22 protein-coding genes and 1 tRNA gene are annotated in these 17,839 nt (G+C 42.5%); 10 read left to right on the top strand and 13 right to left on the bottom strand.

The window, feature by feature from the left end; genetic code table 11:
- Nucleotides 1-154 precede the first annotated feature (154 nt).
- Nucleotides 155-367, bottom strand: a complete 213-nt coding sequence (locus EL268_RS00390) for a helix-turn-helix domain-containing protein (protein WP_106656987.1) — start codon at nucleotides 365-367, stop codon at nucleotides 155-157.
- A gap of 166 nt (nucleotides 368-533) precedes the next feature.
- Between EL268_RS00390 and EL268_RS00385 the strand changes: the two genes are divergently transcribed.
- On the top strand, nucleotides 534-890 hold the full coding sequence (locus EL268_RS00385; protein ID WP_164724416.1) for a helix-turn-helix domain-containing protein: 357 nt from the start codon (nucleotides 534-536) through the stop codon (nucleotides 888-890).
- Between the two features lie 95 nt (nucleotides 891-985).
- Here the strand turns inward: EL268_RS00385 and EL268_RS00380 are convergent, their stop codons facing one another.
- On the bottom strand, nucleotides 986-1,333 hold the full coding sequence (locus tag EL268_RS00380; protein WP_106656985.1) for a winged helix-turn-helix transcriptional regulator: 348 nt from the start codon (nucleotides 1,331-1,333) through the stop codon (nucleotides 986-988).
- A gap of 197 nt (nucleotides 1,334-1,530) precedes the next feature.
- Between EL268_RS00380 and EL268_RS00375 the strand changes: the two genes are divergently transcribed.
- Nucleotides 1,531-1,941, top strand: a complete 411-nt coding sequence (locus tag EL268_RS00375; RefSeq protein ID WP_056496063.1) for a DoxX family protein — start codon at nucleotides 1,531-1,533, stop codon at nucleotides 1,939-1,941.
- Nucleotides 1,942-2,013: 72 nt separating this feature from the next.
- Here EL268_RS00375 and EL268_RS00370 read toward each other — a convergent pair whose 3' ends face one another.
- Complete coding sequence (locus EL268_RS00370; RefSeq protein WP_164724415.1) at nucleotides 2,014-2,622, bottom strand: hypothetical protein; 609 nt, start codon at nucleotides 2,620-2,622, stop codon at nucleotides 2,014-2,016.
- Between the two features lie 94 nt (nucleotides 2,623-2,716).
- Here EL268_RS00370 and EL268_RS32590 point away from each other — a divergent pair, with 94 nt between their 5' ends.
- Nucleotides 2,717-2,893: a hypothetical protein gene (locus tag EL268_RS32590; RefSeq protein ID WP_007719793.1), complete on the top strand. Its 177-nt coding sequence runs from the start codon at nucleotides 2,717-2,719 to the stop codon at nucleotides 2,891-2,893.
- 72 nt (nucleotides 2,894-2,965) lie between these two features.
- Here EL268_RS32590 and EL268_RS00365 read toward each other — a convergent pair whose 3' ends face one another.
- Nucleotides 2,966-4,147 carry a NupC/NupG family nucleoside CNT transporter gene (locus tag EL268_RS00365; protein ID WP_106657064.1) on the bottom strand — a complete coding sequence of 394 codons (1,182 nt, stop codon included), beginning with the start codon at nucleotides 4,145-4,147 and terminating at the stop codon, nucleotides 2,966-2,968.
- Nucleotides 4,148-4,250: 103 nt separating this feature from the next.
- Nucleotides 4,251-4,658, bottom strand: a complete 408-nt coding sequence (locus EL268_RS00360) for a RidA family protein (protein ID WP_106656984.1) — start codon at nucleotides 4,656-4,658, stop codon at nucleotides 4,251-4,253.
- A gap of 103 nt (nucleotides 4,659-4,761) precedes the next feature.
- On the opposite strand from EL268_RS00360, the gene EL268_RS00355 reads away from it, so the two are divergent.
- On the top strand, nucleotides 4,762-5,340 hold the full coding sequence (locus tag EL268_RS00355; protein WP_106656983.1) for a hypothetical protein: 579 nt from the start codon (nucleotides 4,762-4,764) through the stop codon (nucleotides 5,338-5,340).
- 61 nt (nucleotides 5,341-5,401) lie between these two features.
- Here EL268_RS00355 and EL268_RS00350 read toward each other — a convergent pair whose 3' ends face one another.
- Nucleotides 5,402-7,054 carry a hypothetical protein gene (locus EL268_RS00350; protein ID WP_232030203.1) on the bottom strand — a complete coding sequence of 551 codons (1,653 nt, stop codon included), beginning with the start codon at nucleotides 7,052-7,054 and terminating at the stop codon, nucleotides 5,402-5,404.
- Between the two features lie 188 nt (nucleotides 7,055-7,242).
- Between EL268_RS00350 and EL268_RS00340 the strand changes: the two genes are divergently transcribed.
- Both EL268_RS00340 and EL268_RS33160 read left to right on the top strand, forming a co-directional pair.
- Nucleotides 7,243-7,593, top strand: coding sequence for a DUF7832 domain-containing protein (locus EL268_RS00340; RefSeq protein ID WP_232030201.1), 351 nt, complete (start codon nucleotides 7,243-7,245; stop codon nucleotides 7,591-7,593).
- 12 nt (nucleotides 7,594-7,605) lie between these two features.
- Nucleotides 7,606-7,719, top strand: coding sequence for a hypothetical protein (locus tag EL268_RS33160; RefSeq protein WP_232030494.1), 114 nt, complete (start codon nucleotides 7,606-7,608; stop codon nucleotides 7,717-7,719).
- Here EL268_RS33160 and EL268_RS00335 read toward each other — a convergent pair.
- On the bottom strand, nucleotides 7,696-7,968 hold the full coding sequence (locus EL268_RS00335; protein ID WP_307724153.1) for a transposase: 273 nt from the start codon (nucleotides 7,966-7,968) through the stop codon (nucleotides 7,696-7,698). The two genes, EL268_RS33160 and EL268_RS00335, sit on opposite strands and share 24 nt — an antisense overlap.
- A 312-nt stretch (nucleotides 7,969-8,280) precedes the next feature.
- Between EL268_RS00335 and EL268_RS00330 the strand changes: the two genes are divergently transcribed.
- The 3 genes from EL268_RS00330 to EL268_RS00325 all read left to right on the top strand — a co-directional run bounded on the left by EL268_RS00330 (nucleotide 8,281) and on the right by EL268_RS00325 (nucleotide 9,865).
- Entirely contained in the window at nucleotides 8,281-9,069 is a 789-nt protein-coding gene (locus EL268_RS00330; protein ID WP_106656982.1) for a geobacillin-26 family protein, read from the top strand.
- A gap of 84 nt (nucleotides 9,070-9,153) precedes the next feature.
- Nucleotides 9,154-9,294 (top strand): hypothetical protein, encoded by a 141-nt coding sequence (locus EL268_RS32585; RefSeq protein WP_164724414.1) that lies wholly within the window; start codon nucleotides 9,154-9,156, stop codon nucleotides 9,292-9,294.
- A 349-nt stretch (nucleotides 9,295-9,643) separates the two neighbouring features.
- Complete coding sequence (locus tag EL268_RS00325; RefSeq protein WP_106656981.1) at nucleotides 9,644-9,865, top strand: hypothetical protein; 222 nt, start codon at nucleotides 9,644-9,646, stop codon at nucleotides 9,863-9,865.
- Between the two features lie 38 nt (nucleotides 9,866-9,903).
- On the opposite strand, the gene EL268_RS00320 is transcribed toward EL268_RS00325, so the two are convergent.
- Both EL268_RS00320 and EL268_RS00315 read right to left on the bottom strand, forming a co-directional pair.
- Nucleotides 9,904-10,413 carry a hypothetical protein gene (locus EL268_RS00320; RefSeq protein WP_106657061.1) on the bottom strand — a complete coding sequence of 170 codons (510 nt, stop codon included), beginning with the start codon at nucleotides 10,411-10,413 and terminating at the stop codon, nucleotides 9,904-9,906.
- 162 nt (nucleotides 10,414-10,575) lie between these two features.
- Nucleotides 10,576-11,765 (bottom strand): IS3 family transposase gene (locus tag EL268_RS00315; protein ID WP_126435325.1). Its coding sequence is split into 2 segments (ribosomal slippage): nucleotides 10,576-11,477 and nucleotides 11,477-11,765, totalling 1,191 coding nucleotides; the frame shifts between segments, so codons are not numbered across the junction.
- Nucleotides 11,766-12,259: 494 nt separating this feature from the next.
- Here EL268_RS00315 and EL268_RS00310 point away from each other — a divergent pair.
- Nucleotides 12,260-13,537: a hypothetical protein gene (locus tag EL268_RS00310; protein ID WP_106657672.1), complete on the top strand. Its 1,278-nt coding sequence runs from the start codon at nucleotides 12,260-12,262 to the stop codon at nucleotides 13,535-13,537.
- A gap of 340 nt (nucleotides 13,538-13,877) precedes the next feature.
- Here the strand turns inward: EL268_RS00310 and EL268_RS00305 are convergent.
- From EL268_RS00305 to EL268_RS00290, 4 genes are all read right to left on the bottom strand, one after another.
- Nucleotides 13,878-13,954 (bottom strand) — tRNA-Arg (locus EL268_RS00305).
- A gap of 114 nt (nucleotides 13,955-14,068) precedes the next feature.
- Nucleotides 14,069-15,724 (bottom strand): YcdB/YcdC domain-containing protein, encoded by a 1,656-nt coding sequence (locus EL268_RS00300; RefSeq protein WP_106657671.1) that lies wholly within the window; start codon nucleotides 15,722-15,724, stop codon nucleotides 14,069-14,071.
- Nucleotides 15,711-16,247 (bottom strand): RNA polymerase sigma factor, encoded by a 537-nt coding sequence (locus EL268_RS00295; protein WP_106657670.1) that lies wholly within the window; start codon nucleotides 16,245-16,247, stop codon nucleotides 15,711-15,713. Before EL268_RS00295 ends, EL268_RS00300 begins: the two co-directional genes overlap by 14 nt.
- A 51-nt stretch (nucleotides 16,248-16,298) precedes the next feature.
- Nucleotides 16,299-17,819, bottom strand: coding sequence for a YcdB/YcdC domain-containing protein (locus tag EL268_RS00290; protein WP_106657669.1), 1,521 nt, complete (start codon nucleotides 17,817-17,819; stop codon nucleotides 16,299-16,301).
- Nucleotides 17,820-17,839: the final 20 nt, after the last annotated feature.

Raw genomic sequence — 17,839 nt, 5'->3', positions numbered from 1 at the left:
CCTTTTCAAACATGACCAAGCGCTCGAGAAATCCCTCACAAGCTGGCATACTCTGTGGCGCCATCATTTCAATTTCGTAAGCGACGGTCTTTCTCCATATTTCCAGCTGCCTTCTATTTGCCTCCCAAGCGTTCAATCCATCCCTTTTGCTAAATCAGCAAACCATCCTGATAAAAAGATCAAGCATGTTACATCGTAGCTTTTTAGCCAACACCGGCAAATGATTAGCCTTGAAGTCATAATCTCCCTTCTCGTACTTCAAGTATGTTGAAGCATTTCGAAACCCGAGTGCTTCCGCCATTTCTTGCAAGGTCAGCTTGCACTCATTACGTCGTTGCGCGATAAACGGGAGGTTGAGTCGTTCCACCAGTTATCTCCTCCTGATTTGCAAAAATGGCAAATATTTATAGTTACATCATATCCTTTCAATTTTAGCAAAGTCAATACAGATTTTGTCATATTAGCAATCTTGTTTTTTCCGTTTTGGAAAATTGTTAGAATGGAATTGCCAAAACGATAAAGGTGGTCTCACGATGTCCATAGTTGGTCAACGCATAAAATGGCTGCGCGAACAAAAACAATGGTCACAACTTCAATTAGCTGAAAAGCTGGGCATACATAATACGGTACTTTCGCGGATCGAGTCAGGCGAAAAGAAGGGCGTCGATTTTCATCTGATTTCCAAAGTCGCAGATTTATTTGAAGTATCCACCGATTTTCTCCACGGGCGCACGGAAGAACCATCTTGGCAACGCGGTTCTGTCCGGGAAACGCCGGCGACCTTTTTGGATGTCGATGTCCTGACCGAGAAAGACCTGGTTGAGGTCAAACGCCATATTGAATTTTTGAAGTGGAAGTCTTTGCAAGAAAAGAGCGAAGACCCTTCTTGAAGATTAACGGATAACAGAAAAACCCCTGTCTCCAGGGGTTTTCATCGTGGCAAGCGTCAGGCGTACTCTCCTGATGCTTTTTTATATAGGCTGTGTTATTCTTCGCTGTCGTTAGCCATTTCGTCTGCATTCAACTCGATCCAGCTCTGCGACCAAGACTCAATTCCTTTGAGAACCGGAGTCAGAGCTTTCCCCATCTCCGTTAAGGAATACTCTACGCGGACAGGAGCAGAATCAGTAAACACCTGCCGATGCACGAGTCCTTCCTTCTCCAAATCCTTCAAACGCTCAGAAAGTAGCCTTCCGCTTACTGGCAGGGCCCCTTCCAATGCACAGAATCGCTGTGGTCCCGACAACAACTGGTATAGGATTAGACCTGTCCATCGCTTCCCCAACAACTGCATACCTTTTTCGAACTTAGGACAGAGGGTAGACTGTTTCATAGGTATCACCTCATTCTCCTTCCAGTATAACGCTCTTTGTTCCATCCATCAAAACCAATGATGGGAATCAACCTTGAAAATTACACTTGCCAACTGTTGGGATTTTGTTAAATCACTTGACTCAAGAAATTATTATTGTATACTTACTAACGAAAAGTAACTTTGTTACGCATTTGAATTTTCGGAGGGATTCATACATGTCTAATCGTTTTGAATGGAGCGCACTTATTCTACGTGTGATTGCTGGTCTTACTTTTGCCATTCACGGAGTGGCTAAATTCCAAATGGGGCTGGAGAATGTCGCTGGTTTCTTCGGGACCATGGGACTCCCTGCATTCATTGCTTATCTCGTAGCCTTCTTGGAGGTCGTAGGCGGCATTGCCTTGATTCTGGGTCTGGGTACTCGCGTGTTCGCAGGTGCGTTGTCTGTTGTCATGCTTGGTGCGATCTTTAAAGCCAAGCTCGCTGCCGGCTTCCTGGGCGGTGAAGGTGGAGCTGGTTATGAGCTGGATTTGGCCTTGCTTGCGATGTTGGTTGCTCTTGGTATCAGCGGCAGCTCCAAGTTCGCGCTGGACGCTATCCTGTTTGGTAAAAGATCGGTTGAGTAATACCATTGTTAAAAATATAAAAGCCAAGCCTGAAGGTCACATTTGAGATCCTTCTGACTTGGCTTTTTCACTTTATTCTTTCTGCGGCGATTCCTCGATCATTTTTTTATTGATGATTCTTATTTTGTCTGCTGGAGATTTCTCGTCCTTTGCACTAATAAATACGGAGTTATCTCCCGCTTCAAAAAACATGACATAATCTTCATCGGCCATGCTCTTATCTTCACTGACGGGCGCTCCCAGATTTTTACGGATCGTGTCCAGATTCGTTTCATTTAGATGAAGACCGGCCAAATCAATCCCATATACGCGATCTTGCCCATCAAAATAAATGAGCGCACTTTCTAGCTTCTCAAAGACCTCATAGCGCCCGCCATCCCAATAATCTTGTTTTATTACCTTGCCATATAGCGCAGAAACCTCATCCCGCTTCATCCCGATGTGGATATCGAAGCCACTGATCTCGTTTTTGGCGAGCAGCTTCAAAAACTGCTCATCCAGAATAATTTGACGTACGTCAGCGGTTTGCTTCTCTTGCTTTTGGTCGCCACCGCTATTTCCCGCCTCTTGCTTCTGCTCTGCTACAGGCTGCTGTTTAGTATCTGTTGGTACGCTCGTGTCAGTTGAACAGCCTCCCACAATCAAGCCTGCCATTACGGTCATACACACCCATTTTCTCATCCGACTTCACTCCTTCATTTCCTCTTGAATGGTTTCATCGCAACTTCTTCACTGGTATAACGTATCTTTTAGTAAAAAGTGAGGTGTTGGTTGAATGCCACTCTGGTTACTCGTCGTACTTATTTTCGGAGGTCTCTTGCTGATTGGAGCCATCATCGATTGGATTGCCAAGCGCCGGAAGCAGAGAGTCCTCATAGAGCGTAACAACCGTGATTCCCATTCCTTTGATGAAGGATACGACCCGAGAAATAAAGACGAATATCTCAATTGATAGACGCTGCTTCCCATCATTTGGTTACGAAACGGTACCTAACAAAAAAAAGACCCCCGAAAGGGTCCCCCTTCACACCACAATGCTGATGATAATTCCTGACAAAATGCTGACGAGTGTTGCCCCATACAACAGCCTCAATCCAAACCGGGCGACGACATTCCCTTGCCTTTCATTCAAGCCTTTTACCGCGCCAACAATTGTCCCGATGGAGCCAAAGTTCGCAAACGAAATCAAAAACACTGACACGATGGCCACCGTTCTTTCGCTCAACTGACCTTGAATCTTCGTAAAGTCGAGGATGGCGACAAACTCGTTCGCCACTATTTTAGTCGCCATGATACTTCCTGCTTGTACAGCTTCATGCCAAGGAACCCCCATAAGAAAAGCGAGCGGAGCAAAGACATATCCTAACAACGCTTGGAACGAGATACCGAATACCGCAGTGAACAACCCGTTCACCATCGCAATGAGTGCAATAAATCCGAGCAACATCGCGGCAACAACCACGGCTACTTTAAATCCATCCAGAATGTACTCCCCGAGCATTTCAAAGAAAGCCTGTTTCTCTTCTTTTTCTTGATCGAGCAAGTCATCTTCCGGCTTCACTTCATACGGCGTAATAATGGAAGCAATGATAAAACCACCAAATAGGTTGAGTACCAACGCAGCTACTACATACTCCGGTTTGAGCATGGTCATGAAGGAACCCACGATCGACATAGACACGGTGGACATTGCAGAGGCGCACAGTGTGTACAGCCTGTTTTCCGGTATGGCGCCGAGCTGTTTTTTCACGGTAATAAACACTTCGGACTGCCCGACAATCGCCGAAGCAATCGCATTATACGACTCCAATTTTCCCATGCCATTCACTTTGCTCAATACGAATCCTACATAATGGATAAATAAAGGCAGGATCCTCGTGTACTGCAGAATGCCTATCAGTGCGGATACAAACACAATGGGCAGCAAAACTTGCAAGAAAAACGGCGACGCATCCGGATTCGCAATGCCACCGAAAACAAAATTGATCCCTTCGTAAGCATAGTCCAGGAGTACGGAAAAGCTGCTGGCAATGCCTGATATGAGAATGAGTCCAATATTGGTTCGCAACAGCAGCAAGCCAAACACGATCTGAATCAGAATCATGATGAGGATAGGGCGATACCGAATGTGCTTTTTATCGCTACTTGCCAGCCAAGCAAGCAAAAATACCGTAATCAAACCTATTCCTGCGATGATATAATTCATGCAACCAACTCCGATCCGCTTATCTCGCTCCATAATCTTCCCAAAAGAACATAAAAAAACCCTCCCGAACGATGAATAATCGAACAGAAGGGAGATGGGACAACTATATATCTGCTACGGCGATGGCCTCAATCTCAATCAACAACTCGTCTCTGATGAGCTTGCTCACTTCCACTGCTGAGCTCGCTGGCGGGGTTTCTGTATTCACGTACTGATCTCGAATCTCACGGACAATGTGCATTTTGGAAATGTCGGTCACGAAAAAAGTCAATTTCACTACATGATCAAAGCTGGTTCCTGCCGCTTCCAGAGCGAATCGGATATTTTCAAAGACTTGTTTTGTCTGTGCCGCTAAATCGCCTGTGCCGACCACTTGGCCGTCCTTGTTGAGAGCGACCTGACCCGATACATAAATCGTCCGTACGTTCCGAACCTCCACCGCATGGGTATAGCCAAACGTAGGTGGCATTGTTTCAGGGTTAATGAATTTGATTCGCTTATCATTCTGCATCCGACATGCTCCCTCCGATTCACATTTGTTGGTAAACCATTCTATCATACGCACAAAATTCTGACCATTCGTCGAATTATTTAAAGAAAGAGAGGGCAGTCTCATGATTATTACATGCGATGGTTATTGCAGCATGGGCTATATTTATTTGCAACCACCCGATAAGGAAATCATAGATTATCAAAAGGAGAAGGATAACCAGATTAGCCGTTATGTCGATCCTTCCTCGTTGCACATCCCGTTAGTCGTTGATTTCAACAGGGGAAAGCTGTTGCATGACATGCGATTATCCACGAAAACGTATAAGAAGGCGGTTGGCGATGAGATCGATGAAGAGTACCAGAACGATCTCGATGAGCAAGGCTACATGACAGGAATTGAACTGAATTTATCCAAAGACAAGCTGGTTCACTTGTTAGAAAATAAAGCGTTTGCGGTTTATCGCACAGAGTGGAAAGGCCAACCCTACCACCTGGCTACATTGGATATGGATCACAAAGTGTTTGATTCGAGCAATGTGATTTATCCTCTGAATGAGAAGCAGGATGCGTTCGTGGTCATTGAAGTAACGGCAGAGTATCAAATTGGGTTAGTGAAGGCGTTACTAACAAGGAGAGATGATTTATACCCCGTCGAGTATTTATTAGCTCCGCAGTTTATTTTAAGCGAGTATACGTTATAGAATGGAATGAATAACCCGTCTCCAGCTTGGCTGAGGACGGGCTTTGCTTTTTTAATGGTCTCTATTTGGAGGAATTAAATTGATCAAACAGCCCGCTTCCAGCGCTTTTCGGCTGTTCTTTTTTGTTTGCGGCTTCAAATTGCTGAAACAGTCCGCCGTCATACTTCTTTTTTTCTTCTACTCTTATTTCTTTCTTTTTGGGTAGGGGCTGTTGAATCGGTGTTCTTTCAGGCTTTACAGGCTTTACATTCTTTTTCTTTCTCGTACTTTTCGTAATGATCTTGTTAGGAGGTTGCTTCTTCTTCTTTCTTTTTCTATTCATAAACCAATAAGATAAAGGAAAAATGCCGAGCATAATCGCTCCGGCTGTAATCAAATACAGCTTCCAAATCGATTGCCTTTTCTCTTCCTCTTGTTTTTCTTCCCGCATCTTTTGGACAACCTGTTCAAAATCGCGAACTTTATAATTTGCTTGAACAGATGACAGGTTCTTTACAAACCCAACCGAACCGCTTCCATTATAGTTAAAATATCGCGGGGCATTGTTTACTGTCATCTGGTATATGTACCCTGTCGGCACACCTGAATCCTGGATTTTTTCTTTGATCTCTCCCATAAGATCAGAAGAAGTCGGCTCAATCATTTGGTCATATTCCAAAACTTCATAGTTCTTAAGTTCTTTTTTTCCTACTAATTGAACATTTTCTTCATTATTGAACAGAAAATACCTGGGAATCCTATTAATATTCTTCCGATAGACTTTGTTTTTCGGGAAATTATGCAAGGCCATTTCGTTGCTATGCACTTCCAGTGTCTGCTCTGACAGCAGTACCTCTTCTGCTTCTATGATGGGGAGGTTTTTCTCAAAGGCTTCATATTGAGGGAGCCATTGAATGGTACCATCCGGGCGTAAAAACAAGTAAATTTGCATATATTGAAAAGATGTCAGATAGATTTGATTGGTTGGTAGACTATGAAGATAAAACTGTTTTTCAAATGGTGTTGGATCGAAATTGTATGGGATGTTGAATACTGTTGCCCCATTTATCTCACTCTCATCTACCTCTTCTAACTGTCCGTTATCATGTACGGTAAAGTATAGAGAGCCATTATGAGTTGGGTCACCCCATATCGTCGTATGATAAAATTGATTCGGTTGTAAATGGTATGGTCCAATACCACTATCGATTTGTATTAAGAGTTCGTTCCGCTTGATTCTTTCCTCTTCCGCAGCGGCTTCTTCACTCGTCTCCTCTTCTTGGCTAGCCTCTTCTTCCTCGAATTGCTCTTCGTCATCGTCGTCATCGTCATGCTTTTTGATTTTAACCGGCTTGGATGATTTGAAGCCGCTTGACGGTTTTGCGCTTTTTATCGTGGAGCTTGAACTTTTGCTGGTTGAGCTTGAGCTTTTTCCTGAAGAATATGAGCTTCTGCTGGAGGAGGATGAGCCTGTACTCGATGATCCCGAGCTTCTGCCCGACGAATATGGGCTGGTACTCGACGATCCTGAACTTCTGCCGGACGAATATGAGCTTGTACTCGATGATCCTGAACTTTTGCCGGACGAATATGAGCTTGTACTCGACGATCCTGAGCTTCTGCCTGAACTACTGGAGCTAGATGAACTTGAGCCTCTAGATGACGCAGGCTCTACAGGAAGGATTACTAGACTAATCATTACAGCGCAAAGAAAATAGGCAAGCAATTTCCGCATGAAATATGACCCCTCTATGAACCAACCAATGGTTCTCTCCTATATAACAGTTAAATACTACCACTTGGCGTCATAGCAATGCTACAAAATTCCTATCCTTCCTTCTTCACCCTCTTTTGGCTTTTTACCCTTACATCTATCCTGTATAATTTTTTGAAAATGAGCAAATAGAAAGCGAGGATTCGCTAGTGACAACGGTATACGATAAAGCGAAATATCATTACGAAAACTTTGAAGAGGATCTTCCTCAAAAACAGGCATACGTACATACAGGCTTTTTCATTGGCTGGTTGATTGAACATGATATGGTTAGCGAGAATTTCAAAAAGAGTTTCGAAAACCTAATCGCTGATTTTAAACAAAGGAAGATGACTGGTCCTGAAGTTTATGAGAAGACGGGTGGGGTATTTGCCAAAGACATGCTGAATGAAGAAGGAAACCAGTTCGCGATGTTTTACTTCGATTTCGATACGGGGGAGTATCGGTATCATTATCTAGAAGCGTTTGATTGTAAAGGCATTTTTGAAGCGTACCATTAGTACGTTCCTGACATCGTTGAAAACCCTGACTACGTTGGCCAGAATCCGAAGGAACCAGGGATCGAATTGTATAAAAAAATCAACGATACCATATTGCTCCTTTCACATCTGCAAGAGCTTTTTTAACAATGCGTTTTCCGCTTCCAATCTCTTGATTTTAGTCTCAGGATCCTCCGAATTTATTCTGGGTCTACCTATACCAGGCCCTTTTGCTTTTCCTCGTTTCTCTTCAAGACCCGTCATTCCTTCCGCTTGATAATGTTCAACCCACCGACGCACTACAGAAGGCTCGATACCTAATTTTTTTGCTACGGTTTTATAACCCATTCCATCTCTCAAATAAATCCACTGCTTTTTTCTTAAAGGCAGCGTCAAAAGTTCTTCTGATTTTTCCCATGAGAAAATCCCCCCATAATAGACAGAGTAGGGTGCTTGCTTTTTTTCTGTCCACTATGAGGGGATCATTTCAAATAGGGGGTGCTTTTTTCATGTCGATCGGGGTTCTTGTATTGCTAGTATTTTATACATGTTTGCCCCACTGTCACGGACGCTGGTACTCTACCGTGGTGTTTTGAATCATGCTTTCTACTAATCACTCAATTCATCCAATTTTTGACATTTACTCGACGCATTTACCTATTATTAAGTAAATGTAATTTATTAACAATTTGAGAGGAGAAATCTAAAATGTTAGATTTGAGAAAGAATTTCATAAAGATTGCTTCAACTGCCGTGATTAGCACTTTTGCCTTTACTGCCATGCTCGCCCCTATAACCGCGGCTAAGGAAGCAAATCTCGAATATGTAAAGACAATGAATGAAGAACTCCAGAAACTGGACGAGTTTGCTAATGAAAATGTCCAAATTGAGTATATTAAAGAGGATGCGAATGTCAGGGAGACCAAAGTTACAACTGATAATGAAGAAGTAATCACTCGCCTGTACAAAGATACCAACGTGCTAGAGATCGAAACAAATGGCGAAATAACAAGCATTGATGTAGAGAATTACGACCAAAAGAAAAAGTCCGCGCAAGCATTGGCAATTGATCCAGATGATGAAAATAGTGTGGAGTCATACGAAGGTAGCTATGAAATTTACTACGATTATTATGACAACCAGAATTTTTGGGCTCTCCAATGGGAGGGTGAAACTAAGAATACCTTTGAAAATAATAACAATGAAGATGACCTGAGTGATTTTGCTGAATCGATTGATAGTTTAGCGAATCTTGAAGAAGATTTAGATACTGCTATTTCCTTCGGTGTACCAGGTGTTGGTTTTTCCGCAGTGATCGCAGCAATATGTGTGAATCCTCCTCTGGCACTTTCCGTTGGTATCTTAGCTGGAATTGCTGCTACTTATGCTTTGACAACTGTATGCTTAAATATCATGACTGACATGATGCCTCATCAGAAAAAAGCAGCCAGAGCCTTTTATGCTATCGATCCAGAAGGACCTGAGACTTTGTTGTAATTTTGGAAAAAATGAGCAATCCATTCTTTAGACGGATTGCTCATTTCACGTATACCTGATATTCTACTCAATGAGGTGAAGCTGATGACGGTTTTGGAAGTCTTCTATATGCCTTTAATCTTGGCTCTTTTGTTAGCTGCTGCATTTAATTTAAGAAGTATCGCCAAACAAAACGAAAAAATAATTAAGTTGCTAGAGGAAATCAAAAAAAATAGGGATTTGTAGTTAACCGCCCGAATGTTCGAATTCGGCGTTTTTTTCTAACTCTTCAAAGGACTGGCTTGGGTATATTGCACTATTGAACCCATTCTTGCTACTTTGCCCCTGGTGACAGCTACGCTGGTTCTGGGATTACTAGAGCCATTATGACGGCCATCATGCTGCTCACTAAAAAAGAAAAAACCGACCACGAATCGGATTCTTCTAACCGCAAATATTCGTAGATTGGTTTTTACTTCTACCGCCTAATCTACCTTACAACTCCGAGTCTACCGCCAGTCTCAGCAAACTGCAAGAACCGATCCGATCCGCTCGTTTTATTTGCCAAAGATACGTTCCCAAAAGCCTTTTTTCGATGACGTTCTGCCCTGGTCTCAGTGACCACTATTTCTATCTGCTCGCGCAACTCCTTGTTTTGATCGCTTACTTGTTGGGCGATGGCCTCGATCTCCGTAGCGATTTGTTGGCGAACCGCAGACCAAGTGTGTATCACGTGGAAGATACTTGGGAGAATTACGATCATATCAAAGAATGGATCGACAATGAGTACGAGTACTGGTGCGAGAAAAACGAATAAGACCGCGAGAGTACGCGGCCTACAGTTAAGTCGGTATCCTATTTCTTAAGGATGAAATCAGACATGACTGCCTTTTCCCATTGAACTCCTTTTGGACTCACATTGGTGTAAAGCGTTATGGAGTCCGCATCTTCAACTACGGCTTTCAAATGAAAGCTCATGTCCTTGGGCTGCAAATATTCATCATACAGCTGTTGGTAGTTGGGATCGTTCTTTTCTTTTGCCGCTTTGATGTAGTCCACGGTGTCAGGGTCCTTCTCAAAGTTTTTGTATTTCACTTGATATCCGAACATCGCTTCTACTTTTCCGTCAACGGTTTTCTCTTCATAATCCGACAGGGTAAACTCGAGCAGCTCGTAATAGGGGGAGAAAGCTTTCTTGCTTTCTTCTTCCATATAGCTCGTGATTTGGTTATAGCTTGAAGGGTTATCTACCGATTGTTTCGGTTCTGTGCCAGTGTTCGTTACTTCTTTTGCAGGCGGCGTGGTTGTCTGATTTTGTACGACCGCATCTGAGCTGCAACCGCTGAAGAAAATAGCCAAGAACATAGCCATACATCTTACAATCACTTTTTTCAAAAGAAATCCCCCCTTATTTCGTTCGTCATTTGATATACGTTATACATTTCAAGCATGCTACACGTCTCAACAAAAAAAGAAAAAACCTTGATATTGGTCTTACCCCTGTCAAGTAGACACAATTAAAAAAGCCTAAGCAGCCAGTGTGTTTCGGTATTCAACCGGGGCACACTGGTTTAATTTTTTCTGGAACCGTTCATGGTTATAAAACCAAATGTATTTTTCAATGGCTTGAAAGAGATCTTCTTCTGTCTTACACTCAGTAAAGTACAATGTCTCAGTTTTGAGGTGCGAGAAAAAGGATTCGATGCAGGCGTTATCAAGGCAGTTTCCTTTGCGAGAGTGGCTGCCACTTATGCCAAGTTCCTTTATTCGCTTATTGTACTGTCGAGACGTGTATTGGAAGCCCTGATCTGAATGTAGGGTTGCTTTCAGCACGTCTCTTTCTTCGTTTAGCTGCCCCACAGTGTCTAACACAAGTTGTAAATCATTTCGCTTGGAAACTTTCCAGGCAACAACTTCGTTGTTAAAAAGGTCCTGAATGACCGAAAGGTAATAGTAACGGTTATGAAGTGCAACATACGTAATATCTGTTACAAATACCTCATTGGGCTTGTCCGCTCTAAACTTACGGTTAAGTAAGTTGGGATATACAATCGAAGGTGCTTTACCAAAATAGCGGCGCTTCCTCCTGATGATGGATTGGAGGTTTAATTCTTTCATCAGGCGGTATATTCGCTTATGATTCGCATTCAATCCCTTCTTCTTTAATGCTACCTGCATTCGTGGATAACCATAGTATGGATGCTCCAAATGAATCGCCATCATATGCTTTTTCAGAATCTGATCTAACTCATTTCTTGCTGACGGCTTTCCTTTGGTGCTAAGCCATTTGTAAAAACCCGACCGTGACACTTGCGCAATTTCTACCAACCACGTTAGTGGATATTTTTTACGCAGCTCGTCTATGATCGTAAAGCGAGTTATTTTCCATACCTTCCCCCCAGATGCAGATTGGGATTGCGCTTTTTTAGGTATTCTACCTGCGCCTTTAGATAGTCCCTTTCTTCTTCCACAGTAGCAAACTTGGTTCTTGGACGACCAACAAATGGGGTGTCACTAGAACCATTCTTTCCTCTTTGATCCACAAAACCTTCGCCTTTATTCTTCTTCCGGACCCATTGTAGAACTTGTGTTTTACTAGGTATCCCTAATTCCTTAGCTATTGCTTTATAACCCATCTCTCCCTGTTGATACATGTTTACTGCCCTCAGCTTAAACTCCTCGGAATAACGCTTGAATGTTTGACCTTTTTTAGCCATGAAAAAATCCCCTCCAAGTAGAGTGTACCACCCACCGTTAGGTGAGCGGGCTTTTTACACTGTCTACTCAAAGGGGATAATATCATACTCCAAGGCTTTTTTCGATGGCGTCCCCGAGAGGGCCCCGCCTTTCTATAAGTAAAGTGGCGGCTGTAATCTATTATTGTTTCAAGTTATAACAATGGTAATTCTGGTCAATCCACTGACTATCCTTATAATAAAAGTTTAATTCTTCCGTCAACTTTAACTACCTCCTGCAATACTAATAAATTCAGCAATAGTTGCCAAGCGCTCAATGATCTTATCTATTCTGATTGCTACATATGCTGAACTGATCGCTATTGCCACGAAACAAACAGTAATTATCCAAGACTGTACATTATTAAACGACATAATGATCACACCTTTACTTTTTTGTGAAATTTCCATTCTTTGGTTGTTTATACTTATCCTACATGGTAAATTATATACCATAAAAAGGGAGGTATGTTAAAATGTCCAAAAAATATACTCTATCATCTGTTACTAGCTTCGTTTTGGCTGGTGTTTTAGTATCTGCTGTAATGTTACCAAATTTTTCAGTTCAGAGTGCATTTGCAAAGTCATCTAAAGAGTTGCTGTTTTCATCCGAAATGAATTCCGAAAATGCAGAAAAGGAATTAAATTTCAAGCACGACTCTATGAAAAGTGTCAAACAGACTCTGGAAGATAAAAAAATCCAAGTAAAATCGATAAATCCAGGGGATAAAGTGGATTTATCAGAGTACAATTCTATTGCATATAATTATAAAGATGTAGAAAAAAACAAAAAGCTACAGAAGGCATTACAAGAAGGACTTCAAAATGGTAAGAAAGTGTATTTATTTGGCGGACTTACTATAAAAGAATACTGCGATCTGCTAGGTATTGACAAATTGTATACTCAAACAAAAATTGAAAGTGGAGATTCCCAAGAATCAATCGAGCTTTCTTTCTTTAATAAAGAGGATGAGAAAAAAGAAAAGAAAAAGAAAGAAGGTACTGATAAGAATAAGGATTCCGAGAAACACGAAATTATAGGTTACACATTAGATGAAGATACTCCTTATAAAGTCTTTATTTCAGATATAAACAGCTATGATGATGAGGGTAAAATTGAAATTGAAGATGAAATTTATCTCTCAGAAATCTTGCAGCACGAAAATAAAATTATTGAAAAAAGTGACTCCGATATTTCTACTCGATCGAGCCGAATTGTAGATAGTGAATATGATATTATTGCCTCCGCTTACTATATAACAAAAAAAGCAGGACAAATTAATTCACAATGGAAACTGTACAAAGTTACCGATGAAGACGATACAAAATATGACTATTTCTATGTAAAAGATACAAGCACTATTGAAACATATGAATGGCTTTGGGATGCAGAAGAGTTTACTATCAGACATGATCTGGTATTTGATAGTGACGAGTTAGATGATGCTGAACCAAATGATACCTCCAGTAACCCGTATAAAGTTAGTTTAGGTTACCCTTATAGCATTGGTTTCGAATATGAAATTGACACAGAACCAGACATGGATCTCACATTGAATAAATCTAATGATTATGCAAAATGGAAGGTGACTGGAAGTCAATTAGAATCATCAGATGATTATGAATTCGTAACTGCATGGGCTGCTACAGGTAGCTACACTAAACTGGATATCAGCCATAAAGTTAATTTTTATGCAGGTATTGACGTTGAAACAGATGCAGACCATTCTATTCCTATTACTTACAATTACTAATATGCCTTAATTACTTTGTTGGTGTAGTTTCTTTTTACTATTTGACTCACATGTTATTGCCCTCCCCGGATTGTTCCGATGGAGGGCTTCAAACTTTTCGGCTATATATCCATCTAGGAAAATAGTTGTAATAATTACCATTTTTCACCTGATATGGAGCATTATTTTCATGTATTAACAAAAAAGTTGAATCCTAATTCTATTAGTAGAATTAATATTCTATGTTGAATATTCCTCATACTATAAATTATCTTTTTGCGAGAGCAAGTCACATCCTTCCAACAACACAACATCCATAAAAAGCAAAAAACCTCGATATATCAAGGTTTTTTGCTTTTTATGGCGTCCCCGAGAGGATTCGAACCTCCGACCTACAGTTTAGGAAACTGACGCTCTATCCTGCTGAGCTACGGAGACGTGCTATTTACCATGACATTTACATTCACTTCCATTATAGTGAGATTGCCCGCTTTTGGCAATCAAGGACCAGGGGTGAACATGTCCTGGTCCTCCTTCGTTTCTGTCCATTGATTACGGTGATTCCTGTACCGGTTCAACCATCGTTCCGGTTATCGCATCAATAGATGTCTCCATTCCTTTTTCCTTGTTCACTTGGTAGACAAGAAGCGCCTGCTTGTTTGATGTTCCGTTTTTATCTGTCCAAATATACGTAAGCTCCAGCGATTGGTTTTTTCTCAATGTTGCCACAGCAGCTTCCTTGGAAATCGCTTTGGTAGGATCGGGAAAGCTTGCTGTACCCTGTCCAAATGGACCTGACATACCTACCACTTCACCCGTAGCTGTATCGACAATCACCTCATAAGAGTGATCAATGACGGGGATACCCTGATACAGTTTGGTAAAAAGGAAGCGAATCTCTGATGCTTCCCGTTCAATACCAGTCAGCTCCAGCTCTTTGATCGTCTTGTCCAGGTAGCGTTGCAGATGCTCAATCGCAGGCTGCAAGAAGACTTCCGACGAAGCTGCCTGATTTTTGGTGGAGGAAGTCGTTGAATCTTCGCTTTTGTTCACCCGATAGGATAACAATTGCCCATTTTGATTTGTACGAGCCGACAATTCGCTGTCCTTCTCCACCCAATGATACTCCCGCGTTCCGTCACTTCCTGCAGCTGTCGTTCCTTGCCGATTATCCGTACGAAAAGGCATACCGAATTCCTGTATAAGCAAGGAAAGCGTCTCTTCCCATGTATTCGCTACTAACTGTCTCCCCTCAGCAGCTACTGGTATGATGCGTTTTCCCTCATCCCTCTGAATGGGAGCACCTTTTCCTGAGACTAATGCTCCTGTCTTGGCATCAATAAATCCGGAAAAGTCAGACTCGAAGTATAAGGAAGCAATGGCTCCTCCCTTTTCCCGGTAAACCAGTCGCAATGTCGATGCGATCGCTTCTTCCGCCTCTTCTTTTGATAAGACGTCTGTCGGTTTGGGAATCTGCGCTAGAGACCCGATTAGATCAGACTGCTGAGAGATTTGAAAATTCAATACTTGATCACCATTCATTTCGACTGTATAGCTTGCTTCATATACAGGAATGCCATGAACGACCCTACTAAACCCAATGGTTCCACGTTTTAGATCAGACTGTGAGGGATTGTAGCGATAATGCTTTCCTTGTTCCCCCAACATCTCCTGTACGTAGGTTTCTGCTTTTTTCACAGAGGGAGGCATTGGTGTTGCATCGGTTACCGTAACAGTCTGCTTTATCGGGGAGGTAGCAACTGGTGGCAAAGCCTTTTCTGGCTGTTGCTTCTGCTCTGTACCTACAGTAGTCGTCTCTGAATGATTCGTTTCCGCAGGACGCTTCTCTACTTTGTTCTCTTTTGTCATGTTTGCTGGAAGAGGGATAAACGGCGGCGGCTGTGCCGATTCGGGAGTGGGAGCAGGAACAATCGTTGCAGATGGTTGCTCATGCTTTATTGTATAACTCCATAGAGTTTGAAGGCTCTTCTGCCCACTGTCTGTGGATACCCATCCTCCCAACAAAACGATTGCTGCAACACCAGCCACTCGATTTGCCACACGTTGAAAATGCAAGCGACGCTTTAGTTGATTGGTTTGTAATTGTAAACGCCGCTCTGTCTCCCTGACATACTCCGGTCGAGGCGAAGATTCCGTTTCCTTTAGTCGTCTCAGTCGTTTTTTCAGCTCTTCTTCATGCCAGTTCATGCGGAATCCCCCCTTCCAGCGAATCCTTCAGGTAGTGCTGCAATTTTTTCAGAGCCCGATGATAAATGACCTTTACCTTTGCCTCTGAAATATCTAGTAGCTCCGCCGTCTCCCTGATGCTGTACCCTTCCACACTGCGCAGGATGACGACCATGCGATAAGATGGTTTCAGTCTTTGCAACGCCTCTTTGATCTCCCGTATTTCTTCCTTGGAATCCAGCTCTACTTCCGGTATCCCGTTTTTTGCTGTTAATCGCATCAGCCAGTTCTCTGAAACCAGTTCATACAGCTTCTGTTTGCGATAACGATCGATGGCAATATGCTTCGCGATCGAGAACAACCAAGTCTTGACAGCTACTCGTCCGTCGTAAGCCGGCAGAGCCTTTACTACACGGGTAAATACCTCTTGCGTCAAATCTTCCGTTTCATTCTGGTTGCCAGCGAAATGGAGCAAGAAGCAGTAAACAGCCAGGTAGTGCTGTTGATAGATGCTTCTCATATTTTCATTGAGGTCGTCATCCATGCGCGCCCTCCTTTCTTGTGTGTTTTCTATCCTTTGGTTAGATCAGTCGGCTTATTGATCCTTATCCTTCTGAACAATTTGCCCAGTTAACGCATCAATTTGATCCTTTACCCAAGGATAGGCTGTGGCCAGTTTGTATACCAAGAGAGCCTGATTCCCGTTATTTTCCGGATAAAAATACTCCAGTTCAAATTGCTTGAGGAATTCCTGCGCAGCCTGTTCCGCAGTTACCCCAGCCTTTAAATCAGGGAGCTGTTCGGTGAATTTCGTTTTGCTGGCGGTGTGCATTGTCATGACCTTTCCGTTAACGATGTAGACATAGAAGCTTCTGTCCCGTACGGGTATCCCCTGATGCACCTTGACGAACTCAAATTGGAATTTCCCTTTTTCTTCGCCATTGAGATGATTTGTACTACCGATCTCCATCATTTCTTTCATATCAATGGGTAGATATTTTTCCATTTCTTTGATAGCTCGCACGCGTGCTTCTTCCTTCGTCATGCTATTTTTCTTTATCTGAGTCACTTCTTTATAAAAGGATAGAATCTCTCCTGTTTCCTCCATTACACTTACTACGGTTTCATCGTTTGTATCTTCCTTCCATTTGAATACCTTGACCCCCGTTTCCGGAAAACTCTCTTCTTTCCATTCCTCTGCTTTTATATCTGGGTTATGTTCCTGTTTGACATAAGCGGATACTTCCTCTTTCGTTTTGGCTGCCGGTTTATTCGCTAGAGGCGTAACTTTAACGATTTCTCCGGGCAGGTTATACTGCTGTTGCGGGACGTACAAGGACTTCCCTGTCGTTGCATCCAGATACCCCGAAAACATGGGTTCATACGTAAGCAGCTTCTGATCGGCCCAATAGGACAACGTCATGTGGGAAGCCACTGTTTTTATCATTTGTTCTTTAGGCAATGCTTCATTTGGATCGGGGAAAGAGGTCTTTTCGAATGAAGGGATCTCATAAAAGAATCTGGAATCCGGTACATCAACAGTACGGCCGGAAACAATCTCACCTTTGGCATTCAACTCTATGCCTACACTTAAATTCGGATATAGCAAACCGTTTACGGATTTGGAAAAAACAACACCGCGTTTCGTAAAGGTCCGATTAAGCTGATAGCCATCCATCTTTGGACCGTACCACTCTTTCAGAAAAGCGGTTGCCTTTTCTTTGGACTCCTGCCACGTTGGTTTCTTGTCGCCTTCTGTTTTTTCTGCTGCCAGCCTGAAACTCATTAATTTCCCAGTATTCCGTTCAAATTCGATGTCTACCCTCGGCATTTCCTGGTCTTTATCTTTTTTCAGCTGAACGAAGATTGTATTCGGCTGCTCTTTATCAACCGTTACCGTCTTGAACGTATACTCCTTGAGATACGGCAATAGCTTCCCCGCTTTGACCAGTGCTTCGTCTACTGTTTTCATGACATCATCCGCTACACTTGCTTGATTTCCTGCTGCTAACGTTGCTCGCTGATACTCTCCTTGGGTAGCTAAAGCTACAGGTGTGGAGGCCAGGACACACAAGGCTCCCATCACACATACAGCCTGCGAAATTGTTTTCTTCATAGGTTACTCTCCTTTGTATT

Origin of the sequence: Brevibacillus brevis, from assembly GCF_900637055.1 — a bacterium.
GTDB lineage: Bacteria > Bacillota > Bacilli > Brevibacillales > Brevibacillaceae > Brevibacillus > Brevibacillus brevis.
The sequence above is the reverse complement of the archived record's forward strand: the minus strand, read 5'-3'. Positions and strand labels throughout refer to the sequence as shown.